This is a genomic window from Paraburkholderia tropica (genome assembly GCF_914484835.1).
Lineage (GTDB): Bacteria > Pseudomonadota > Gammaproteobacteria > Burkholderiales > Burkholderiaceae > Paraburkholderia > Paraburkholderia tropica_A.
Window position 1 is genome coordinate 108633 of the sequence record NZ_CAJZAR010000101.1, and the last position, 24454, is coordinate 133086.

A 24454-nucleotide genomic window follows, 5' to 3' on the forward strand; every position below is an offset into this window, starting at 1 on the left:
TTTACCCCGTCACCCGCGCATCTTCCCTGCGCTTTTCGGCCACGAGCGACGCCACGGCGCACGAGGCGAGCCGCGTAATCACGCTATCCGCGCGGCTGGTCAGGATCACCGGCACGCGCGCGCCGAGCACGATGCCGGCGGCATCCGCGCCGGCGAGAAACGACAGGCTCTTGGCGAGCATGTTGCCCGCTTCGAGATCGGGCACCATGAGCACGTTGGCGCGACCGGCGACCGGCGAAACGATGCCCTTGATACGCGCGGCTTCGGGGTCGATCGCATTGTCGAGCGCGAGCGGGCCGTCGACGAGCGCGCCGCGGATCTGGCGGCGATCGACCATCTTGCACAAGGCCGCCGCCTCGATTGTGGACGGCACTTTCGGATTGACCGTCTCCATCGCCGAGAGCAGCGCCACGCGCACTTCAGGAAGACGCAGCGCGTGCCCCAGATCGATCGCGTTCTGCAGGATATCGCCTTTCTCGGCCAGCGTCGGCGCGATATTGATGGCGGCATCGGTGATGATCAGCGCGCTTTCGTGCCCCGGCACATCCATCACGAAGCAATGACTCACGCGGCGCGCCGTCCGCAATCCGCCCTCGCGGCTGACGACGGCGCCCATCAGTTCGTCGGTGTGCAGGCTGCCTTTCATCAGCGCCTCGGCGCGCCCCTCGCGCACCAGTTCGACTGCTCGCGCGGCGGCCGCGTGACTGTGCGGCACATCCTCGACGGCGCAGCCGGTGATGTCGAGATCTTCGCGCTCCGCAATCTCCTCGATGCGCCCTTGCGGCCCGACGAGAATCGGCGCGATCAGACCGAGCGTTTTCGCCTGCAACGCGCCTTCGAGTGAGCTTCGATCGCACGGATGCACCACGGCGGTCGCCAGCGGCGGCAGAGACCGGCAATAGTCGATCAGCCGGTCGTACTTTTCGTGTTCACGATTCACAGTGTCTCCTTGCGTCCGAGCTCCGTATGGTCGGACGACGTCTCGGTCACCGCAGGCTTCGCAGCGGTGGATCGCGAGGCGGGCGCGCGCTCGATCGGCAACAAGGCACGGATCGTATCGAGCATAGCAAGCTGCGCCGATGATGGTTCGGCATCCTGAACACGTCGATCGGCTAGCAGTTTTTCAGCCAGTTCGAGCAGCTTCTGGCGATCCTTCCTGTCCTGAAGCAGATGCGGCAGCGTCGCGAGCGCCGCGTCCGGCTCATAGCGCACGATGATTTCCTGTTCGCCGCGCACGCGTCGCCATTGATCCTCGGGCAGCGAAGGCAGATACGCGGCGTAATCCTTCGCGAGTTCGCGCTTCAACGCAAGCCGCGCGAGCGGCAGCGGTTCGCCCCGGCGCGCGAGCAGGCACGCGGCGCGGGCGAGCGCCTCCGTGTAACCGCCCTCGTTGATCGACGCCAGGGCGTCTTTTACGAAAGGCAGATCGCGCGGATTATCGGTCGATTCGGGGTGCCGCGCTGGCGCATCGCCGCCGTGATCGTCGACGGGCAGATTGCCGTAAAACGAAAAGAATGCGCTCTCGGTCATCGCGTCGCGCAGCGCGCGATAAAAGTCGAGCGACGCGCTGATCATCTGCGATCCATAGTGCTCATACGCTCTCGCTGGCGGCGCTTCATTCGCCTGTGCATCCCGCTTCGTCTTGATCGTGTGCGCCGCCGGACCGAGCCAGGCGAGCCACGGATTCATATCCGAGAACGCCCAGCGTTGCGCGCGCAGCGGGTGAAACTGCCGTTGCAGATGCGCAGTCGATTCGTTTGAGAACGCCCGCACCCACGGCTGCAACAGCATCTCGTACGCGCGCTGATTCAATTCGGACACGCGCTTCACCGCTTCGAACGGCTGTTCGTCGACCCGCTCGAAACGGTTCAGCCGCTCGGTGACTTCTTCGAGTCGATACTCGCGAAACGTCACCTCGTAGTGCGGCTTGCCCTCGCTGTCCTTCTCCTCGCCGATTTCCATGCCGTAAAGACCCGGCGGAAACGCTTCAATCGCCTCCAGCACCGAGGCGATCTGCTGGTGCTCCTTTTTCGCCACCTTGCCCGACACGAATATGCCGAGATGGCCGATGCTCTGATGCACGAGCCCGACGATGACCTGGCCGCGCGCCTTGATTTCCTCCGTGCTGCCGTAGACGTCGGCGACCCAGTTGAAGGCCTGCTGCGGCGGCGTGATGTTGTCGCCGAGCGAAGCGAACAGAATGATCGGCGACTTGATGGCCCGCAGGTCGAAGGCTGCGCCGTCGAGCCCGCGCACGTCGCCCGACCACAGCGCGTTGCCGATGAACAGATTGCGCGTGATCCACTCGATCTCCTCGCGGTTCATCAGGTAATAGCCGCCCCACCAGCGCTCGAAATCGAGGAAGCGCGGCGGCTCGGTATCGATGTTGTCGAACAGGTGATAGTACTTGTCCCAGAAGCTGTTGGCGGGATTGAGGTTCTCGAAGTTCTGCACGAGATGGGCGCCGTCGAACTTGCCGTTGCCGAGATCCGCACTCAGCGAAGCCAGCCAGCTGCCGCCCAGCATGCCGCCCGAGTAACGCATGGGATTGTCGCCCTCGCCTTCACTCCACGCGCCGCTCCAGTACGACATCGGCGCACCGTTGATGACGAGCGGCCCCGTATGGTCCGGGTCCGAACTCGCGAGCATCATCGCGGCCCAGCCGCCCTGGCAATTGCCGACGATCGCCGGCTTCGCGCTGTCCGGGTGCAGCTCGCACACCTTCGCGATGAACTGCTTTTCGGCCGCGCACACATCGAGCAGCGTCTGGCCCGGCTCCGGGTCGCGATAAAAGATCACGAAATACACGGGATGACCGGCCTTGAGCGCCACGCCCGCCTGCGAATCGTCCTTGAAGCCGCCGATGCCGGGACCGTGCCCCGCGCGTGGATCGATGATCACATAAGGACGTTTGCGAGCATCGATGACCACGCCATCGGGTGGCAGCAAACGCACGAGCGCGTAATTGACGGGCCGCGCCAGTTGCCGGCCATCGACGACGAGTTCATGGCGGAAATGTAGGACCGGCTGAAGACCTTGACGCGTTTGATCGACGAAACCATTTCCCCGCTGGCGCAAGGTGTCCCAGAAGAGGACGGAACGCTCGGCCATATCCATCGCGTAGCGATAACCGTTCCAGGGATTCCATGCGCTGTCCGGCGTGCCGGTCTCGCTGAGCCGCTGCGCCGCATCGCTGCAACGCTGATTGAATTGCGTGAGCGCCACGTCCCATCGTTTGGCGAAAAGCCTCGAAACCTTGTCGCCGACTTCCTGGCAACGCGCGTATTGATTGGCTATGTCGGTCATTGCATCACCTTCCGGGCCGCAATTGAAGGGAGGAGAACAGGGTCGCCGCATGATGGTTCGGGCGGTTGAATACGTCAGCGATACCGCGCGACGGCCGCAGATCAGCGCCTCTTTTGAATAGCGCTGAAATGAAAGGAATACTTATGAATGAATCGGGTGGAAACTTTGTTGCGATGCAGTCCCGCCCCTCATCCGCCTCGGTACACCCTGGCAGACGCATGTGACAGATTCGTTACACCAACTGGCCGAAACGGCCATTTCGGCCGTTTCGGCGCTATCTCCCCCGCCTTGTGCATTCGCACAAACTGCATCGTGCAGACCTTCGCCGCCTTTCTCTATAGGACCATCGGCCGATAGACAGCCGATGCGATCGTGGCATCATGGATCTCGGCGAGCGGCCTGGTGAAGCGCTGGACGAGCGGTGTCCGCGCGAGTCACTCGTTATGGATGCGCAATTTCGACGCGCCTCGTAGGGCCTCGCGCACGCGCTTTGCCGCAAGCAGCGGTATATAGTCGAAAACGCGCGCATCCTTGCGAAAAGCCTCGAACGCCTCGGCGTACATCTGCGCGACGACGTCCTCCGACGTTGCCGTCAAGGCGGCAATTTCGCGGATCACTTCCTGAATGTCCTGAGTCTTCATGGTCTCCCCCGTCACGCGGAGGCATGGCTCACCGCATCATCGCGCGCGCGAAGCGAGACGCGAAATCATCCGCTCACCCATTTCGCGATCGATGACCTGGAATGACCGGCTCAGTCGCTCATAGGCGTACATGTCGCCCTTCGCGATATCGAACCACCAGCCGCTCAGGACGAGCGCGCCTGCATTGACCTGCTGACGAACGATCGGATAGGTCATGAGGTGCTCGATCTGCACGAGCACGTTGAGTTGCGATAATTGATCGTGCGGCTTCAGGCTGGCGTCGAGCGGCCCTTCCTGCTCCAGACGAAACGCGGCGTTGTGCGCGTGGCACAGCCACTTATCGAGGTTCGGCGATTTGAGTTTGGCGCTGCGCGAAAACACTGATTTCATCGCACCACATTCGGAATGCCCGCACACGACGATATTCGCGACCTTCAGCACCAGCACCGCGTATTCGATCGCGCTGGCTTCCGAAAGATCGCCGGTCGAGATGCCATCGGTCGTCGCCGGGGGAATCAGGTTGCCGACGTTGCGCATCGTAAATAGCTCACCGGGAAGCGTCGAGGCCAGCAGATCGGGCACCACGCGGCTATCCGCGCAGGTGACGAACAGCGTATCCGGTGTTTGCCCCAACGCGAGTTTGCTGAATTTTTCCGCGTAATCCGGCAAACGCTTTTCCCGGAATTCGACGATGCCCGCGATGAGTTTGCGCATGGTGGCCTCGCAAATAGCTAATTCGACCCGCGCAAGCTGGCCGACCCGCCGAGCCCCTGCGAGTCGGGAATGCGCGCCAATGCGAGGTCTTCGGGAAACAGATGCTTCCCGGCAATCGCACGGTCGAGCAACGATAACTCGATGAGCAAGGCTTCGTGACGATGCTCCGGCAAGCTTTGCAGCAGATTGTCGATCGCCGCGCGCAGACGCCGCGCGATTTGAATACTGCCCGCGCCGCACTGCCGTATTTCGCGGAAAGCGATGTGCACAAAATCTTCCCAGTCCGGCGTGCGCAGAATCACGCGCGGATGCCCGGCACTGTCCGCAATTTCCTCAGTATGCAAGGAGCGCTTGCCCACTATCCGCAGCAACCGTTGCAGTTGATCGATCGCCAGCACCGCCGTGGTCGGATCGTTGATAGCCGCCGATAGCGCTTTCAGCGCAATATCCACGAGGATCCGAAACGCAAACACGGGGTCCTGCTCCATCGTGCGCTCCGACCCAAAAGCGACCTGCGCACGCAGCCGCTTTTCGTCGACGACGCCGACGTTGCTGCCATAGAGAAAGAATAGCGGCTCGTCCACGGAAACGAAATCGCCGACTTGCGGCACGAATTCGATGACCGAATCCGTGCGCCGCGCCTTGGCGACGAGGCGCTCCAGATTCACGGCCAGCACGATGCCCGGTTTGCCGCGATGAATCACGACGCGATCGGGTGTTCCGCGCGCGCTGCCGCTTTCCAACGCCATCACGCCACTCGCGGCCGGAAACGGATACACGCTGTCGATCACCTTGATGCCGTGCTGGCCCACGCGTGCGACGAGGCTCACGGGCCGCAGCGACTTCGCGGCGTAATCGATCAAGAACAGGAACGCTACGACGGAAGCGAAACCGAATAACGCGGCGAGGAACACCTGAAGCTGGTGCACCTCGTTCTCTCCCATCAAGGCCAGCGTTCTATTGGCGAACAGCAATGTGAAGACGAACAATCCAGAGACGCCGCGAATAATGTTATCGCACAGCAGCGTGGTGGCGATGATGCGCGGCGTGTATTGACCGCCGGCGACCTGGATCGCGACGAGCAGCGACCCGAACGTGAACACCAGAAACGCCATATCGGCCGACACGATGTCGCCGACCAGCGAGCGCGCGCCCGTCATCGTGAGCCCGAACAAGCCGTTCTTCGGATCGAGAATCCCTCTGGCGACCAACCATCTTCCGAGCATTTCCGTCGACGGCTTCACCACCATATAGATCGCGACCGCGATGAGCGGCACCGTCCACAGCGACGTCTTGAGATAGCTTTTCAGGCTGTACCAGCGATTCCAGTCCATGTTGCTTTCCCCTGCGCTGCGCCAGGCGATCTCTGCGGAAAATAGCAACCCTTGTGCTGGTCAGTCCAGATCAGGCGAGAGGAACCGCGCGTGCGTCGGCGGCATGCCAGGCATCGATGGCGTCCGTGCGTTGACGCGACGGTGCAGGTGGATCGATCAGATCGCAATGCGAGTGAAGATGAACCAGATTCGCCAGCGAATCCGCGCCCATCTTTTCCATCACACGCGCCCGATGAATCTTGATCGTTTTCTCCGCCGCGCCCAGTTCGCACGCGATGATCTTGTTGGCGCGACCGGACACCACGAGCGCCATGACCTCGCGTTCGCGCGGCGTCAACGTCGCGACGCGACGCTGGATTTCCTCGCTGAGTTCGCGTTGCTCGAAGCACCGCCTCGCACATTCGAGTGCGCGCTCGGTGGCCTCGAACAGCACCGACTCGTGGACGGGTTTGATGAGGAAGTCCATGGCGCCGGCCTTCATCGCCGCGATGGCGGGACCGAAATCGCCGTGCGCTGAAATGAATATGATGGGTATCCTGCCGTCGAGCTGGCGCTGCAACTCGATGCCGCTCAGATCGGGCAACTGGAGGTCGAGCAAGAGGCACGCGGGCGCGCGTCGCAAGTCCGCGCCGTGCATGAACGCACTCGCGCTTTCATAGGCCTGCACGCAATAGCCGTTCGAGCGTAGCAAACGGGACAAGGCATTGCGGACGTGCTCATCATCGTCCACGACGAAGACCACCGATGCCGGCGTATTCATGGGGACTCCCACGAGCCGCCTTCCACGCGCGCACTCATCGGATAATTGGATTGGCAGAAACGCGCCATGATCGGGAGCGCTTTAATCGTGAGTTTTTCGTTCTCGATGTCTGCTCTGAGCATACTGATCTCCGCCAGCACGACATGTCGTCAGCCCGATCTTTTCGATCAATGGCTACTTAACCCATGTGCAGGACGTTCGCCAGTTCATCTTTACATCTGGCCGCTTCTGCTTACGCAAAGGAAAGTATAGGGAAGAAATTCCGCGTGACAATCAGCTTCCTGGATTTTTTCTGGAAATTTTGACCGCCGGAATGTGCGGCAACCCACACTCGATCGCGCTCGCAGCAGATTTTCTGTTTCGCCGACCGGCGCGATGAATGGTTTGAATCAGCGCGCACTATCCGTATTCACGACTGACGAATGGCTGCAAAAGCCGACGATGCACAAGCAGCAGCAACGGCGTCGACACCATCGACAACGCGACGACCACGGTCACCAGTGACGACTGACGCTGATCGACGACACCGGCCGCCAGCGACGCAGCCATCACGACAAAAGCGAATTCGCCGCCTTGCGAAAGCAGGATGGCAAAGTAAGAGCGTTGCGAAGCCGGCACGCCGAACCGGTTGGCGAGCAGCCATTGCGCGAGCGTCTTGATGCCGACCACGGCCACCACGAGCACCGCCACGCGCACCGGCTCGCGCATCAAGATGCCGAAATCGATCGACATGCCGACGGCAATAAAAAACAAGCCGAGCAAGAGCCCCTTGAATGGGGCCATTTCGACTTCGATCCGATGCCGGTATTCCGAATCCGCGAGCAGCACGCCCGCCACGAACGCGCCCAGCGACATCGAAAGATGGACGGTCTGCATGAGCAATGCAATGCCGACGATCCACAGCAACGCAAACGCGGTGAAAATCTCGGGCACGCCGATGCTGGAGATCACCCGCAGCACGACATGCAGCAGGTAACGGCCCGACAGCGCAATGACCGCGAGCATGGCGATCGCCTTTACGGCGACCAGCCAGCCCGGCTCGGCGGAGACGGCGATGGCGGCCTTCGGCGCGAGCAACGGCAGCAGCGCGATCAGCGGAATCGCCGCCATGTCCTGAAACAGCAGAATGCCGAACCCGGCGCGGCCCGTGGGCATTTCCATGAGCTTGCGCTCCTGAAGCTCGGACATGACCATGGCGGTGGACGACAGCGAAAGCGCGAGGCCGCCTGTCAAGGCAATGCGCCACGGCAATCCCAGCATCACGAAGACGGCCAGCAGCAGCGCCGCGCAGACAGTCATCTGCATGGTGCCGTAGCCGAAGATGGTGCGCCGCATCGACCACAGCGCATCGACGCGCATTTCGAGTCCGATCACGAACATCATCAGCACGATGCCCAGTTCGGAAAAATGAAGTATCGAGTCGATGTCGGTGACGAGCTTCAGCCCCCACGGACCGATCATGACGCCCGCAACCAGATAGCCCAGCACCGAGCCAAATCCGAGACGCACGGCGAGCGGCACGGCAATCAGCGCCGAGGCCAGAAAAATCACAACGTCGATCAGTAACTTGGTCATCCGACGCCTCTAATCGATTGACTGCTTTCAGAGACTATATGGCAATTCAATTCGACGGCGTCGGATATTGCGCGGCTGCAACACAGATATCTGAAATGGCTTCAGCGTAGCGACCGGGTTCAGAGATCGTCATTAAGCGTATACATTTTTCCCCATTCTAAAGGCACGATTTGCGCTGGGCCGCCGCTGCCGTTGACCCGATACACGTTCACCTCGGGGCACTTCGTAGGACCAAAGTCCTATAGACAGCGGACACTACGCTTGATTGTTTTGCTGCCTTCTTGTTGGTTCAAAAGCAATCGCAGTGGGATCAGGCGCCTGGCTTTATCCACTCACCGATATGGGTTTAACGCGGGTTCCATTCCATCGCACTCTCGTCGTCCGCGGCAACGGATTTCAAAAGACGCACAGTAAACACACTGCCTTTCCCCAAACTCGAACGCACGAAAACCTGCCCGCCGATGGTCTCGACCACCGACTTCACGAGCGCCAGTCCCAGTCCGTGTCCCGACTGCGCCACGCAGTTGCCGAACTGCGCGAACTCGCGGAACAGCCGTCGCCGGTCGAGCGCCGAAATGCCCTCGCCTTCATCGACGAACGAAGCGAATAAATAACGCGCAGTCTCCGTGAGACGAATCGTGATCGTCGCGCCGCGAGCGCTATGCCGGATCGCATTCGAAAGCAGATTGCCGTAGGCGCGCCGCAACATCTGCACGTCCGCGATCACGCTGCATCCGGGCTCCGCGATCAATTCGACAGCAATCGATTTCGCGCTCGCCTGCGGCCAGAAATCGTCGACGACATCGCCGAGCACCAACGCCGGATCCACCCAGACGAGTGTTGGCCCGACGCACTCCGCACGCGCCAGAAACAGGAAATCGTCGGAAAGACTCAATGCGGTTCTCGCATAGTGCTCGACGAGTTCGATGAAGTGGCGCACAGTCAGGCGCGGCGCCGCCTCGCGCATCTGCTCGACGAGCGCCAGCACGGCCGCCTGCGGCGAGCGCATATCGTGAGACATGAATCGCAACGCCATATCGCGCTGCCGCTCCGCACGACGAATCGACGACACATCGGCCACATGAAAAATCAGCGCGCGGCGCGAACCGTCCTCGTCCCGGATCAGCGCGCATTTGATCAACAAGGCGCGGCCGTCGAGTCCGCTGGTCACTTCGATGCCTTGCGAGCGCGCCACTTCCGCGCGCGCGAAGGCCGCGTCATCGTCGACGGCATGCGCAAGCAGCGCCAACGCCTGCCCTGCGAATTCGACCGCGCGATGAGACGCCGTGATGTCGAATAGCACATCGGCAACGATACGGCCCACCGGCGACGGCATCGTTGCTTGCGTGCCCGATGGCGATGCGAGCGCCGTGACCTGCGCGTTCGCAAGCAGAATGACGCCCTCGCGATCGGCGACGAAGGTCGCCTCGGGCAACGAGTCCACCCACTGCGCAACCAGATCGCGGTAACGATTGACGCGGCCGACCAGCGACGTCATTACGTCGAGCCGATGCTGAACCGGGTCCGCCATGGTCGGACGCGACGCCGCATCGGCGCGCATCGCCGGATCGCGCAGCGAGCGCTGCGCTTCGCGCGCGAGATACGCGAGCAGCGCCTCCTGGCGCCGCCACGCCCAAAGCGGCGAAGCCGCGAGCGCGGTGGTGAGCGCGACGCCAGGCGGCACGAGCACATGCCCGCACACGAGGCAAAGATAAGCGGCCAATACCATCGCGAGCGCGATCCCCACCGAAGCGACGAGGCCCGCGCGCGGGCTAAGCAGATAGAGCGCGAGACAGACGATCGGCACGACGCTCACGCTGAACAGCATCTGCACCCAGGCACTGGCGGGACGAATCAGCGTTGAGGTTTCGAGCGCGTTGGTCGCCTCGGCGAGAAACTCGATATTGCTCAGCGACTCGCCGCCCACCAGCGGCGTCGCCAGCCGTGTGTCGTAGCCATACGCCGTCACGCCGATCAGCACGATACGCCCGCGAAAGAAGTCGGGCGGCACATTCGCGCGCAGTGCATCGACATAGGAAATGCGCTCGAACGACGGCTTCGCGCCGAGCGGTACATAACGCCGACACCCCGCGCCTTCCGTGGCCACGCGCCGCATTTCACCCACCGAGCAAGGCGCGGGCGACGCGCCGCTCGCGCGCAGCAGTTGTGTCGCCACCAGTTCGTCGTAGCGGCCCTCGCCGGAGAGCATGAACACGCTGCGATACAGGCCGTCGAAATCCTGCACGGCCTCGAAGCGTGCGCGTGCGAAATCGGCGCTCGACTGCGAGTGCGCCGCGAGCGATGCTTCCGTTCGACGCAGCACAGAAGGCGGAATCACCACCTTGCCATTGCGCCGAATCGCAGCCACGAGCGGCATGAGACGCTCAGGCGGAAAACTGCCGATCGCGCGGTTCCAGGGTGCGAACGCGACGGCGGCCGCGCCGCTATCGGTAAGCTGGTCGATCAGCGTGGCGTGCGTCGTCGGCGCGAACGGCAATCGGCCCATGGCGTCGATCGTATGATCGTCGATGGCGATCACCACAACGGGCTTGGCCGCCACGCGGTGCACCGTGTGAGACGCGATATCGAGAAAAGCCAGATCGGCGCGTTGCAGCGCCTTCGTGCACGACAGGACTGCGCACAGCAAGACGAGTACGGCGACTAACGCAGGCCACTCGCGCGCGAGATCAGGATTTCTCGCACCCATCAACGACCTCGGTTTCATGACCCGGCACGCGCAACGGCGGCGATAACGCCAGAAACAAACGCCGTGGCCGAAGCCTTCGAAAAAATCGGGTGAAACGCTGACACAAGCATCGGACGATAGAAACGCGATAATCGTGAGGCGTGCGTGCCTCACTGGCGACGTCGAATTATCCAAATCGTTAACATTCAGTCAATCTATATATTTGCGATCGACTATTTTTTATTATTCGTATGATAATTACCGCTGAGAACTGAGCGATAAACAACAATCACTATCATCGAATACCGCATGTTTCTGAGCTTTTTCTCTTCAGTCGATCAGTTGCCAGCGTGGCAGCGCCGTTTTCGTCCACCTGCTGTGTTACGCTTTTCTCTCAGCGTTGTTGACGCTTATCCACGTGTTCGAGAAATAAGGTCAGATAAATGAAGCCCCGTTTCCTGGCGCGTCGCTCGACTGCGGCTCGCCTGCCCGAGGCGGCCACAGAAGCGCATCCTCACGCGGGACATCTGGGAGCGGCCCGGCGCGGTCTCGAACGCAATGAATTTTCCTTCGCGTTTCAGCCTAAATTCCGGCTTCGCGAAATCGGCCTCGTGGGATTCGAGTGTTTGATCCGATGGCGGCACAATGGCGACGTGCTGCTGCCCGCGCATTTTCTCAGCATCGTCGACGACTCGTCGCTTTCGCCCTCGTTCACCGAGCTGATTTTCGAACGCGCGGGCCAGATGCTTCAACGCTGGAAAGCGGCGGGCCATGCGCAACTGAATCTCGCGATCAATATGAGCGCAAAAGAAATGACACACGGCGATATGGCGCAGCGAATCAGCCACGTGTGCCGCGCTTACGATATCGCGCCCGAGCGCCTCGAAATCGAATTGACCAATGCGGGACAGGCCGATCTGCTGGATCAGCTCGACAAGGCCATTCGCGCGGTTCAGGCGACGGGCGCGCGTGTCGCGATCGACGATCTCGGCGGCGCCTTCAATTCGCTGATGCTGTTACAGCAATTGCCCGCCGATATCGCCAAGTTTGATCGATCTTTTCTGGCCGATGTGCCGGCGAATGGTGTCGCCACGAAGAAAATTGAAACGCTCGTGCAATTCGCGAGCGGCAATGGAAAGGAAATCGTGCTGTCCGGCATCGAGACGCAAGCGCAACTCGCGTGGGCGAAAACCTTGCAAGGCGTCGATGTGCAGGGATTTCTGCTGGGCAAGCCCGCCGACGAAGTCCAAACCGACGATCTGATTCAGCAATATCGCAAGTGACGATGCATGCGGCGGCGACTCAGATCGCCACCTCCGCCTCGAATTCGCGAAGCACCACGGCTGCGTCCTTGCTGGCTGCGGCCTCATCCGCGTAAGTCTGCTCGCTATAGGTGAGCACGCGAAATCCGCTGCCCGCTTCGCGCGGAACCGTAATGGCCCAGTGCCATCCGTTGTCCTGTTCGAACACGTGCATCGTCGGGTCTTGCTGCACGCGGCGTTCAGCGGCGCTCATGCTGATACCGCTCCCCAAACTCGCTTGCCGCGCCGGTCTTCCGTCATGGGTCGATTCATCATTTTTTCTGGATGCAGGCTGTCTCAGGCCCGCGCGTCTGCATTATTCGATCTGACCATCATTATGCTCACGGCATGAACCACTCGATGCGTGAACAACGTATGCACTGGTTTACGGTCGATTCGGCAAACTCTTTATATCGTTCACGCGTCCAGAGTCCAGAAATAAAATAACCCCGGGTTCAGTTTCACCGAACACCGGGGTTTGACTGCCGACGATGACATAGACGATCGCTACGGCATCGCCAATCCGCACCGTTTTAGTGCTGCGCCGTGACAGCGATCGTGACCCGCCGATCCGGCTTCAGGCAGGCAATCACTGCGCGGCCCTCGCCCGCCGGGCAATGCGTCACGGATTGACTCGCGCCCACGCCCTCGGCGTGAATGACATCGGCATGAACACCGTGCGCAAGCAGATAATCCCGCACCGTATTCGCACGCGCGAGCGAGAGGCGCTGATTGAGCGAATCGGCGCCGATGCGGTCGGTGTGTCCCACCACGCGCACGGCGCTCACGGCCTGATGCTTGCCGATGCGCGCCACCGCGCCGTCGAGCGCCTTGCGGCCTTCAGGCTGAAGCGAGCCGAGATCCGACTTGCCGAATGCGAACAGCGCGTCGGTTTGCAGCGAGAATTCATCGACGGTCGCGTCTTTCTGCACGACGGGCGCGGCAACCGGTTCGGCCGCTGCACCACTCACCCACGCAGCACACGCCGGATCACGCCAGAACGTTGCACTCACCTGCATATGGCGATCGAACTGCACCTGATATTGGCACGACACGATTTCATCGCCACGGTGGAAATCGAACAGATAATTCCACACGTGATTGCCGACGAACCATTCGTTGAAATGCGGCGGCCCGATCAGATCGCGCACCTGATCCTTGTTCAGACCGATGCCCATATTGCGCAGATTGGCGGCATTCACAAAGGTGCCGCCCGCAGGCGACGCGGCGTGCTGATCGGGGAAACGCGGCGGATTCTGCGGAGCGGCGCAGCCCGCAATCATGGCAGTCGTTGCTAGCGCAACAATCTGGGCGGCAATAGAAATGTTTTTCATGGTCGGTATCGCTTTCGATGTCGAAGAACCGGTTGGCCGCGAGCGGCAACGGCATCAATGCAGACGCCGCTCGCGCGCACCGGCTGAAATTACCTGCGCCGGATTACCACTGATAGCCCGCGCCCACCACCGCGCCGTAATAGCTGCGCGTGTTCGTGGTCACAGCGGCCTTGTAGACCCAGTGGTTGTTCTCCGAGATCGTCGAGATCCCGATCGCCTGGCCCGATTGCCCGTGGTAATAGCTGCCCGCAATCGCGACCATGCTCTTGCCCGGACCCGACGGCTGCGGCAGACCGGCCACCGCCATCGCGGCCGCGGTGCCCGCGTCGGCATCGTGACGCAACTGCTGGATCTGGCCGTCCGTGTAGCTGTTCGCCTGCGAGATCGCGCTGTTCAACTGCTGCACGTTGACGGCATCGGTCGACGCCGTGCCGGCGGCCACGTTGGTGATCTGGCGTGCCGATTCGGCGCTGCCGACCGACACGACATTCGTGCGGCCATCGTCCGTGCTGCCCGCGCCGATGGCGACCGAGTTGTTGCCCGTCGAGGTCGCGCCCGAACCGATCGCCGTCGAGCTCGTGCCCGAGGCCGTCGACGACGTGCCGACTGCCGTGCTGTTCGCGCCGGACGCCACCGCGCCCGAGCCGCCCGCCGACGAGTTCGAACCCGTCGCGGCAGCGCTGGTCGTCGTGCTCGTGGTGTTCGACGGGAACGTGCCGCTGCTCGACGAACTGCCCGACTGATTGGCGATGAGCGTCTGCAGTTCCTCGTTGACGGCCTGCAACTGGCTCACGTTGACCGCGTCGGTCGCCGCCACGCCCGCCGCCACGCCCGTGATCTGGCGATTGCCGACGTTCACTTCGCCCACCGACGAACTCGGCGTGCTCAGTCCATAGCCGATGTAATTGCTGAGCGCGCCGACCGTCGTGATCGAGCCCGCGCCAATCGCCACGCTGTTCGCATAGGTCGATTCCGCGCCCGCGCCGATCGCCACCGCGTTGAGCGCCGTGCTTTGCGCGCCCGAACCGATCGCGACACCGGCCGCGCTGGTGGCGAGCGCGTTCGCGCCTTGTGCGATCGATTGCGCGCCGCCTGCCGTCGCGCCACTGCCGAGCGCGAGCGCATCGGCCTGCGCCGACTCCGCCTTCTCGCCGATGGCGATGCCGCCCGGCGCCGTCGAATCGACGATCGCGCCGTTGCCGATGCCCACGCCGCTATCGCCGTTGACCACCGTGGTCGGGCCGACCGCGATCGACTGATCGCCCACGGCCAGCGAATCCGCCGCCGTGGAATTGGCGTGGAAATACATCGTGGTCGTGGTCGCGAACGCCTGCAGCGCGCCGCTCAACTGGCGCACCGTGACGGCGTCCTGCGCTTGCGTGCCGTCCGCGACGTTGATGATCTGGCGATAGGTGTTGGTCGACGCGTCGCCCACCGAGACCGCGCCGAGCAGCGTGCGGTCCGAGGTGTTGTATGGAATCGCGGCGCTGCCCGCCGTGATCGAGCCGATGCCCGAGAGCACCGCGCGATCGGAGACCGAACCCGAGCCGAGCGCCACGCCGTCCGCGACCGACACGACCGTTTGCGCGCCGAGGCTCGTCGCGTTGGTGGCCGTGGCCTGCGCACCGTCGCCCGCCGCGAGGCTGCTCGTACCCGACGCGACCGCGACCGGCCCAATGGCGATGCTGTCGGTGCCGGTGGCCTGCGAATCGGCGAGCGTCGAGTTCGCGTGGAAGTATTTGATGCCGCTGCCGTTCACGGCGGCATCGATGGTGTTTTCGATGTTGGTCAGCGCCGTATCGACGCCGCCGAACGCATCGCCCACGCTGTTGTACGTCGTGCCCTGAATCGTGTAGCTCGGTGCGGAAACGCCGCTGCCTGCCGTATAGGTCGAGCCGCCGCCGAGCGCCGCCGCAACAGACGAACCCGTTGCGTTGCCCGCTTCGGCCACCGAGAACAGTTGCGAGCCGTTCACGGCATCGGTCGACGTCGCCGAGACCACGCCTGCCGCCACGTTCTGGATTTGACGCTCTGCGCCCGCCGCGCCCACGGAGACGACCGAGGTCGGCGAGGTCGCCGCCGCCGTGCCGCCCGTGAGATCGAACGTGCCCGTATGCGGCGCTGCCGTGGTCGAGTTCGAACCGAGCGCGACATCCGAGGCGTTGTTGGCCACGGCGTTCGAGCCGAGCGCGACGCCGTTGGTCGCCGCGGCCACCACCGTTGCGCCGTTGCCGATCGCAACGCCGCCCGCCGAATTGGCCGCCGATGCGTTGCCGAGCGCGACGGCGCCGATGCCGGTGGCGATCGTGCTGTCGCCGATGGCCACCGCGCCCTGGCCGGTCGCGGTGTTGTTCGCGCCGATCGCCACTGCGCCGTCGCCCGTTGCCGTGTTCGGATCGCCGATGGCGACCGCGCCGTTGCCGCTGGCCGTCTGGCCTTCGCCGAGCGCGACTGCGCCCGTGCCGCTCGTCACCTGCGAGTTGTGGCCGCCGGCGATCGAGCCGGTTCCTGCCGCCGCCGCGACAGTGACGGCATTGCCGAACGCCACGGTCTCCGCGGCGAGTGCTTGTGCCAACGGACCCATTGCGGTCGCGCCCGCTGCTGCCGCGACGGCTGCGTAGCCGAAGGCCGCCGAAGTCGTGCCGCTCGCAGTGGCGGTGCCCCCGAGTGCAGTGCTGAATTGTCCGGTCGCGCTCGCGTTGATGCCGAGTGCCGCCGCGTTGAGCGCGCTTGCGATTGCGCCGGCGCCGAGTGCGGTCGTGGAGACGTCGGTCGCCTGGGCGGCGTTGCCGATGGCGATGCCGTATTGGGCCGATGCCGTCGCACCATTACCTATTGCGATCGAACTGTCCGCGCTCGCCGTTGACATTGCGCCTAGCACGGTCGAATAGTCTCCAGATGCATTTGACCGGGGACCGACGGCTGTACCGTATTGAGCAGTGGCCGTCGAATGTTCGCCGAGCGCCACACTATTAAAACCTTCCGCATCAGCCGCAAAGCCCAAGGCCGTACCACCGCTCCCAGCGACCGTCTGACAACCAATACTGGTTCCATTGTCGGACGCGGTACTGGCTGAGCAATTCGTTGCATTGACGATGACGTCACCGGTAGTTGCAGCCATAGCAACGCCCGGAGCAGCCGCGAGCACAAGACCCACGACAGATACGATCGGACGCAGCTTGAGCGGCGTCGCCTTTCTCTTCCGGCTTTGTTCGAGATTCTGTTGATATATGCCAGTCATGAAAACCACACTCCAGATGGTCTGGTCACCCGATTAATTTGGCTATTAGTTAGTAACGCTATCTAAATGAGATGCTCGATGAATTCCCTTCAACTCATCTGTCCATCAGTGGCAAGCGGTCAAACCACAACTAGCGCGCGGTCGAATTTATTTTTTTGATGTCAGCGCTTGAGGCGCGTGAGCCGTCGTGACTCCGATGCGCGTTATATGCGCTTCGAGTCATACAAAGTGATCGAAGATGTACTTTCCAATCCCTACAACAACTTCCGGCAGCGAATCTTATTGGGAGAGCCGGGAAATAAAAACTGAACTTTTGTCACATTCAGAAAGGATTCAGAGAGCGCCAACTGACGGAATCAAAAAACGGGGGGAAGCGGGAAATTGGCGTAACTACCGCGCATCACCGGCGTTAGAACCCGTTTTCGCGCGAATAACGCATTCCTTCCACCCGCGCAACCGCGTGGTGTTGTTCAGAAAACACAAATATCTGGGAAGTTTTTGGAATGCGTTTTCTGATTGGGAAAAAACACACTAAAACAGCGCAGAAACGAGCGAATAAGCGGATTAACCGAACGGACGATCGTCGCAATAAGGCAGGCCAAAACAATCAATCCGCATGCGCCGCCCACAATGTCACCCAAAAGTTCACAATTGTTCACAAACGAATATCCGCCCCGCCAATATGATTTCGTCGCGTGCATTAGCGCATCACGACAAGGAGATGATCCGGTGCACATTCTGGTGGTGGAGGATGATCCCGTTCAGGCCGACGGAGTCGCGGATGTCCTGTCGCGGCTGGGTTATGCCGTGCACTTCGCGCGAGATGGTGAAAGCGCGATCAAGGCATTGCGGACGCAACCGATCGATGCCGTCGTACTCGACTGGCATTTGCCGAAAATGTCGGGAATCGATGTGCTTAACTGGATCAGAAACGGCGTAGGCGGTAATTACGGCGTGCTGTTATTGACGAGCCGCGTGGAGGAATGCGATGTGGTCAGCGCGCTTGACGCGGGCGCCGACGATTATCTGACCAAGCCCTTCCGCCCCGACGAACTGGCGGCGCGAATGAAGGCATTAACCCGTCGCTCAGCGCGCAATGGCACGCCGCAGAATTTGATCAAGGCTGGCGAGTATGTGCTCGATCGGCAAAGCCGAACCGTGTCGCTGCACGGTCAGGCGATCGACTTCACGCCGAAGGAATACGACGTGGCGGCCGCGCTGTTCAACAATCTCGGCAAGGTCATGTCGCGCGACATGCTGGCCATGTCGGCGTGGGGGCGGGAAATGGACTCGCGTTCACTCGATACGCATGTCTACCGTATTCGCCAGAAGTTGCAATTGCGTCCGGAAAATCGTCTGCGATTGTCCTCGGTTTATACCGTTGGATATCGGCTCGATGAAACCATGGCAACTGCCGCGAACCTCAGTGCAGATCGGGTTATTGTCGGCGAATGCGTTTAATGCGGCTGCACTAGCGCATTCAATATCGATGGAGATTTAATCACTTTCTCTCGGCGTAGCGAACCCCGTCGCTGCGTCTTTCCGGCCGGAACGCCATACTCCGGCCGTCTTTTTCCCTCTTTATTCCCGCCTTTTACGTCTCAGACCCGGCCACCGGCTGCGCGACTGATTCAAGACGATAACCCGCCGTATAGACCGAACTCAGCCGCACGCCATTCTCAGGACGAAGCTTCAACTTCTGCCTGATGCGATAAATATGCGTGTCGAGCGAGCGCGATTCCGCACCGAGTTCGCGTCCCCATGCCGTCATGGCAAGCAATTCACGCGAAAGGATTTTGCCGAGGTTATTGAACAGCGTCGCGGCAAGCTGAAATTCCTTTGTCGTCAGCGAGACTTCACTACCGCGCAGTGCAATGCTTCTCGACTGTTGATCCACGACGTATTCGCCCGCCCGTATGATTTTGTTGTTCGCGTTCCGCACGACGCGGCGCACCAGTGCATGCACGCGCGCCACGAGTTCATCGGAACGGAACGGCTTGGCGAGATAATCGTCGGCGCCCTCCTCCAGCGCACGAACGACATCGAGTTCCTGAACGCGACTGGTCAAAAACAGCACACCATATTCCGCGCACGCGACATGGCGTATCCAGTGCAAGACTTCGACGCCGCTCATGCCGGGCAAATGCCAGTCGAGCAACACCGCATCGACCGTTTCGGTTTTCAGAAAACCAATCGCCGCTTCGCCGTCGTTCACCACACTGACGCTGAAGTTATGTCGCGACAGCACGCCCGAAACGGCCTGCGCCTGAATCGGATCGTCTTCGACAATTAAAATATGCATGCTTTGAATCCCAGACTTCCGTTCAAACCAAAAAACCTTTGCGCTGCAACGGCAAACATCTAATCGAACCTCGGCAGACGCACCGTGAATACCGTGCCTTTTCCTGCGGTCGACCGCACAAAAACACTGCCGCCCAGAGCGTCGACCACGGACTTCACAAATGCCAGCCCCAACCCGTGTCCGGAATGCGGCCTCGCTGTATCGAGTTGGCCGAATTCGAGAAATAGCCGCTGCCTGTCGAGTTCCGCGATGCCGATTCCCTGATCGACCACCGAGACCTTGAAGTGATTGCCCGCCACCGACAAACGCACGCGGATCGCCGACGACGCCGGGCTGTACTTGATGGCGTTGCCAATCAGATTGCCGAACGCGCGACGCAGCAATTGGGCGTCGGCAATCGTGTTGATGCCCGGCTCGGCGATCAGATTGACATCGATCGATTTGGCGCTGGCCTGCGGCCAGAAATCGTCGACCGCATCGCCCAACGCCAGAGCCGGGTCCACCCGGCTCAGATTCGGCGCGACCGATTCGGCGCGCGCGAGGAACAAGAAGTCGTCCGAGAGGCTCAAGGCCGTCGTCGCATAGTGCTCGACGAGTTCGACGAACTGCCTTTGCGTGAGGCGCGGCGGGTCTTGCCGTACCTGCTCGACAAGCGCCAGCACGGCCGCTTGAGGCGCGCGCATATCGTGCGACATGAAGCGCAAGGCCATGTCGCGCTGGCGTTCGGCGCGGCGAATCGACGACAGGTCGGTGACATAGAAAATCAGCGCACTGCTTCGGCCCGCGCCGGGACGAATCGGCGCGCATTTGATCAGCAACGAGCGCCCGTCGCGCGCGCTGGTAATTTCGATGCCCTGCGACAGCACGCTCGCGGCGCTCACCGGCCAGGGCCGGCCCGCGCGCTGCAAGTCGAGCAGCGACAAGGCTTGCTGCGCGAAATCGACGGCACGATGCGACGCGGTAATCTCGAACAGCACATCGGCGGCCTGACGCCCGGTCGGCAATGCTTTGACATCCTTATCATCGGAATGGGTCGACAAGGCGATGACCTGGGCGTTGGCGAGCAGCACGACGCCCTCTCGATCGGCGACAAGCGTGGCTTCCGGCAGCGTATCCACCCAGTCCGCGACCAGTTCACGATAACGATGCACGCGCTCCACCAGCGAGGTCATCAGCTCCAGCCTATGCTGGATCGGATCGACAAAGCGGCGAATGCGCGTCGAGCCCTCCGGCAAGGTGGATTCGCGCAGCGACCTCGCCGTTTCGCGCGACAGATAGCTGAGCAATGCCTCCTGACGCCGCCACGCCCAGAGTGGCCACGCGACCAGCGCGGTCACGGCGCCGGCCGCCGGTGCGAGGAAGACATGCCCGAATCGCATGCCGAGCCACGCCGCGAACAGGTTCATGCACGCGAGCCCAGCCGAAACGCACAGGCTCCAGCGCGGCCCGAGCAAGTACAGCGCAATCCAGAGCAGCGGCACGACGCCGAGATCGAATAAAAGCTGCTGCCAGAAACGCGCGGGCTTGACGAGCGTGGACGTCGCCAGCGCATTGGTGGCTTCCGCGAGGAATTCGACCACGCTCAGCGATGTCCCATCGATCAGCGGCGTTGGCAGCCGCTCGTCATAACCACTGGCCGTCACGCCGATCAATACGACCCGGCCGCGCAGAACACTGGCAGGAATGCGCCCTTGCAGCACGTCGCGATACGACACCCTGTCGAACGACGGCGCAGCGCCCAATGGCACGTAGCGCACGCAACCTCGGCCTCCAACACGCTCGTTCGCTTTATCGTCCGCGCTGCAATCCGGCACCGTTTCGCCCGCCGCGCGCAGCACGAGTGCCGCGAGATGAGCGTGCCCCTCTTGCGCGCCCGACCAGAGCTGCACGCTGCGATACAGACCGTCGCTGTCCTGCCGCACCTGAGCAAATGCCTCGCCATAACTCGCGCTGACCAGCAATTGGTCGCCGCGCGTGTGCGGTTCTGGAATGGGAATGACCACTTTGCCGTTGCGCCGAACCGCGGCGACGAGCGGCATCAGATCGGCCGTCGATGCGCTGCCAATGGCGCGCCCCCAAGGCACGATCGCCACCGCCGCGACGCCGCTTTCAGTGAGGCGATCAAGCAGGCGCGCATGCACGCTCGGGGAAACAGGCAGATGCCCGAGCGCGGCCACGGTCGGGTCGTCGATCGCAACGACCAGCACGCGCGTCGGCGCAATCTGATGAATGGAACGCGAAGCGAGATCGAAAAACGCGAGGTCCGCGCGATGAAGCACCCGCGTGCACGACAGCGCGAAACACGCCACGACCAGCGCAAGCAGCAAGCCGGGCCATTCGCGCGCGAGATCGGGACAGGCACGCTCGGCGAAACCGGGCGCTTCGCGAAAGCGGGAACGCGAATCGAGAAAGAACCGGCCTCTCATATCAGCGCAGCGACGGCAAATATCTGCCGCAGTGGCGCGAGGCATTGACCAGGTTTCGTCGCGAAGTACCTGCTGGGCGAATGCGGCAAAATTCTGACACGGGTGAATTTGAATTGAATGGACGACGGGTGCCGCATCGTCGGTGACGCATTGGCCCAAGCCTGAATTATCCAAATAGTTAAGCGAGCGTCAGCATTTGTCACAAAATGAAACAAAATGTCTATTCGTCAGACATTTAAGTTCATAAGCACGAAAATTCCAAGTCTCTTTTAAGTCAACAGGATTAAACCTTCTGGAAAAGGCAGCCGAAATGCGGCAGCCGCCTGCGAGTTTCATCGATGGCAAAGTGCTTTTGCGATCAGATTCAATGTGTTAGGCTCGACGGCCAACACCCGTTGCGCATAAACGCACGCCCCGCAAGAATACGTGCCGCACCGTTCACGCCCGCCATCCGCCTATGCGATTTCCGGTCAAACCCAGGTTGAGTTCGCTCTGGCGCCCCGCTCGCACTGCGCTCGATGAGCCACGGCCGTCCGCGCGGATACAAACTGCACAGCCTCGATGCCTGATCAGCGATGCGCGGCTTGGGCTGGAACGCGGCGAATTCTTTTTCGTCGCCCAACCCATATTGCGTTTGCATGAGAAACGTCTCTCAGGATTTGAATACCTGATGCGATGGCGGCATCCCGACGATGGAATACTCGCGCCCGCGCGCTTTATCAGCCTCGTCGAAGATTCCATTCTGGCGCGCCGCTTTACGGAATTGCTGATCGAGCGGGCCGCCGACACGTTGCAACGCTGGCAGCAATCCGGCCACGGCGATCTTTCTCTGGCCATCAATCTCGGCGCGGCGGAATTGGCGAGCGCCGACCTGCCGCAACGCATCCAGTCGATTTTCGCCGCGCGCGAAATCCTGCCGGGCCGGCTCGAAATCGAATTGACGGGCGCGGTTCAACCGGATCGGCTCGACGGCCTGGCCGAGGCCATGCGCGCGGTTCAAGCCATCGGCGCGCAAGTCGCGCTCGACGATCTGGGCGGCGGCTACAACTCGTTGACGCTGCTCCAGCAGTTGCCCGCCGACATCGTCAAATTCGATCGTTCCTACCTCGCGAATGTGCCTGCGGACGGCGAGGCCACGCGCACAATTGAAATGCTCGTTAAATTCGCGCGCGGCCATGGAAAACAGATCGTGCTATCGGGTGTGGAAACACACGCGCAATTTGCTTGGGCCCAATCGTTGCAAGACGTGAATGTGCAAGGGTTCTATATCGACAAGCCGCACGACGAGACCCGCGTCGGCGAATTGATCAATCGATATGGCAACCCTTCGACGTGCTTTTAAACGAAGCGCGCGGCGGCCCGATAACCCGAGCCGCCGCGCGCGAAGTCAAATCATGATGTCCGGCATGGCGGACCTGCCGGACGCTACCAGCGAATCAAGGCCGCGCCCCACGTAAAGCCCGATCCCATCGTGGGCGTGAGCACCAGATCGTTCTCCTTGATGCGTCCGTCGGCGACCGCTTCGCTGAGCGCAAGCGGAATCGACGCGGCGGACGTATTACCGTGATGATCGACGGTAAGGACGACTTTCTCCTTCGGCAAATGCAGTTTCTCGCCGAGCGTCTGCACGATGCGCTGATTCGCCTGATGCGGCACGACCCAGTCGAGATCGTCCTGCGTCATGCCGTTCGCAGCGAGCGCCTGCTGCGAGGCCTCCGCGAGATTGACCACCGCGTGCAAAAACACTTCGCGCCCCGCGAGATGCATCACGCCAGCGGTCTGCGTGGAAGAGACGCCGCCGTCCGTGTGAATCTTGTCCTGGTGCCGCCCGTCCGAATGCAGGTGAGTGGAAAGGACGCCGCGCGGCGCGCCCTCCACGTGACGCTCGGCGCGCAGGACCAGCGCGCCCGCGCCGTCGCCGAACAGCACGCAACTATTGCGGTCGTGCCAGTCCACGACGCGCGACATCGTTTCCGCGCCGATCACGAGCGCCGTGCGCGCCTGACCGAGCCGGATCATATTGTCGGCGACCGAGAGCGCGAACACGAAGCCCGAGCACACCGCCTGCACGTCGAACGCAACGCCGCCCTGCATGCCGATCGCCGCCTGCACGCGCACGGCCGTTGCGGGCATCGTGCGATCCGGTGTGCAGGTCGCGAGCACGATGAGATCGACATCGTCGCCGCGAAGACCCGCATGCCTGAGCGCCGCATTCGCCGCGCCGATCGCGAGATCGGACGTATTCTCGCCACGGGCCGCGATGCGCCGCTCCTTGATGCCCGTGCGTTGCGTGATCCACTCGTCCGTCGTGTCCACCATGCGCGCGATGTCGAGATTCGTCATGCGCCGCTCCGGCAGCGCCGAGCCGCAGCCGACCACGCGCGACATCCAGGTGCCAGCCCGGTTTATTTCTGCCATCTCCAGTACTCCGATAAGGATCGAACGAAACCGAAATGCGCCGCGCGCGCCCGACGGCACGCGCCAGCGCGCACGCCTTACCAGCTTCCCGCCTCCATTGATTCGCTTTCCTTATCATCTTCATCCGTATGAGGCTGAATCAGCGAAACAAGATGATCGGCAAGCGAGGCAAAAGTCGGATAGTCGAACAGCACGGTCTCGTCGATCTTGATCTTGAGCCGCTCCTCAAGGAAGAACGCGAGTTCGACCGAATGCATCGAATCGAAGCCCGCATCGGCGAACGTCTGATCGAGATCGGTCGGCACCTGGAGATGATTCGCTTCGGTCCACTCCTGAATCCACGCGAGGATGGCCTGCGCGGTCACTTTGGACCCGTTGACGGTTGCAGCTTGAAGTTGAGCGCTCATGACATCGAT

Annotated in this window: 17 protein-coding genes and 1 pseudogene; 3 read left to right on the forward strand and 15 right to left on the reverse strand. The window is 61.9% G+C overall.

Features of this window, described 5'->3' with window-relative positions:
• Position 1: 1 nt before the first annotated feature.
• From LDO54_RS36040 to LDO54_RS36075, 8 genes are all read right to left on the reverse strand, one after another.
• Positions 2–940 (reverse strand): phosphate acetyltransferase, encoded by a 939-nt coding sequence (locus tag LDO54_RS36040; RefSeq protein WP_224017440.1) that lies wholly within the window; start codon positions 938–940, stop codon positions 2–4.
• Positions 937–3306, reverse strand: coding sequence for a DUF3141 domain-containing protein (locus tag LDO54_RS36045; RefSeq protein ID WP_224017442.1), 2370 nt, complete (start codon positions 3304–3306; stop codon positions 937–939). The genes LDO54_RS36040 and LDO54_RS36045 overlap by 4 nt, the downstream gene beginning before the upstream one ends.
• 434 nt (positions 3307–3740) lie before the next feature.
• The gene (locus tag LDO54_RS36050; RefSeq protein ID WP_224017444.1) at positions 3741–3947 is read right to left on the reverse strand and encodes a DUF3562 domain-containing protein; all 207 of its coding nucleotides are present in this window, start codon (positions 3945–3947) and stop codon (positions 3741–3743) included.
• Positions 3948–3983: 36 nt separating this feature from the next.
• Positions 3984–4661 (reverse strand): carbonic anhydrase, encoded by a 678-nt coding sequence (locus LDO54_RS36055; RefSeq protein WP_224017446.1) that lies wholly within the window; start codon positions 4659–4661, stop codon positions 3984–3986.
• 17 nt (positions 4662–4678) lie between these two features.
• Complete coding sequence (locus tag LDO54_RS36060; protein WP_224017448.1) at positions 4679–5995, reverse strand: DUF2254 domain-containing protein; 1317 nt, start codon at positions 5993–5995, stop codon at positions 4679–4681.
• 70 nt (positions 5996–6065) lie between these two features.
• On the reverse strand, positions 6066–6755 hold the full coding sequence (locus LDO54_RS36065; RefSeq protein WP_224017450.1) for a response regulator transcription factor: 690 nt from the start codon (positions 6753–6755) through the stop codon (positions 6066–6068).
• 399 nt (positions 6756–7154) lie between these two features.
• A complete protein-coding gene (locus LDO54_RS36070; protein WP_224017452.1) occupies positions 7155–8330 on the reverse strand; it encodes a monovalent cation:proton antiporter-2 (CPA2) family protein in 1176 nt (391 codons plus the stop codon).
• 346 nt (positions 8331–8676) lie between these two features.
• Complete coding sequence (locus tag LDO54_RS36075; RefSeq protein ID WP_224017454.1) at positions 8677–11037, reverse strand: CHASE2 domain-containing protein; 2361 nt, start codon at positions 11035–11037, stop codon at positions 8677–8679.
• A 506-nt stretch (positions 11038–11543) separates the two neighbouring features.
• Here LDO54_RS36075 and LDO54_RS36080 point away from each other — a divergent pair.
• Positions 11544–12299 carry an EAL domain-containing protein gene (locus LDO54_RS36080; protein WP_224017833.1) on the forward strand — a complete coding sequence of 252 codons (756 nt, stop codon included), beginning with the start codon at positions 11544–11546 and terminating at the stop codon, positions 12297–12299.
• Positions 12300–12318: 19 nt separating this feature from the next.
• Here the strand turns inward: LDO54_RS36080 and LDO54_RS36085 are convergent, their stop codons facing one another.
• From LDO54_RS36085 to LDO54_RS36095, 3 genes and pseudogenes are all read right to left on the reverse strand, one after another.
• The gene (locus tag LDO54_RS36085) at positions 12319–12531 is read right to left on the reverse strand and encodes a hypothetical protein (RefSeq protein ID WP_224017456.1); all 213 of its coding nucleotides are present in this window, start codon (positions 12529–12531) and stop codon (positions 12319–12321) included.
• A gap of 319 nt (positions 12532–12850) precedes the next feature.
• Complete coding sequence (locus tag LDO54_RS36090) at positions 12851–13651, reverse strand: OmpA family protein (RefSeq protein WP_224017458.1); 801 nt, start codon at positions 13649–13651, stop codon at positions 12851–12853.
• 103 nt (positions 13652–13754) lie between these two features.
• Positions 13755–16787 (reverse strand): annotated as a pseudogene (locus tag LDO54_RS36095) (YadA-like family protein); the annotation flags it as partial.
• 834 nt (positions 16788–17621) lie between these two features.
• On the opposite strand from LDO54_RS36095, the gene LDO54_RS36100 reads away from it, so the two are divergent.
• Complete coding sequence (locus LDO54_RS36100) at positions 17622–18353, forward strand: response regulator transcription factor (protein ID WP_224017460.1); 732 nt, start codon at positions 17622–17624, stop codon at positions 18351–18353.
• Positions 18354–18486: 133 nt separating this feature from the next.
• Here LDO54_RS36100 and LDO54_RS36105 read toward each other — a convergent pair whose 3' ends face one another.
• Both LDO54_RS36105 and LDO54_RS36110 read right to left on the reverse strand, forming a co-directional pair.
• A complete protein-coding gene (locus LDO54_RS36105) occupies positions 18487–19194 on the reverse strand; it encodes a response regulator transcription factor (RefSeq protein WP_224017461.1) in 708 nt (235 codons plus the stop codon).
• Between the two features lie 59 nt (positions 19195–19253).
• Positions 19254–21779, reverse strand: coding sequence for a CHASE2 domain-containing protein (locus tag LDO54_RS36110; RefSeq protein ID WP_224017463.1), 2526 nt, complete (start codon positions 21777–21779; stop codon positions 19254–19256).
• A 322-nt stretch (positions 21780–22101) separates the two neighbouring features.
• On the opposite strand from LDO54_RS36110, the gene LDO54_RS36115 reads away from it, so the two are divergent.
• Positions 22102–22962: an EAL domain-containing protein gene (locus LDO54_RS36115; protein ID WP_224017465.1), complete on the forward strand. Its 861-nt coding sequence runs from the start codon at positions 22102–22104 to the stop codon at positions 22960–22962.
• Positions 22963–23045: 83 nt separating this feature from the next.
• On the opposite strand, the gene LDO54_RS36120 is transcribed toward LDO54_RS36115, so the two are convergent.
• Together LDO54_RS36120 and LDO54_RS36125 are read right to left on the reverse strand one after the other, a co-directional pair.
• Positions 23046–24038 (reverse strand): beta-ketoacyl-ACP synthase III, encoded by a 993-nt coding sequence (locus LDO54_RS36120; protein WP_224017467.1) that lies wholly within the window; start codon positions 24036–24038, stop codon positions 23046–23048.
• A gap of 77 nt (positions 24039–24115) precedes the next feature.
• Positions 24116–24445: an acyl carrier protein gene (locus LDO54_RS36125; RefSeq protein WP_224017469.1), complete on the reverse strand. Its 330-nt coding sequence runs from the start codon at positions 24443–24445 to the stop codon at positions 24116–24118.
• Positions 24446–24454 lie beyond the last annotated feature (9 nt).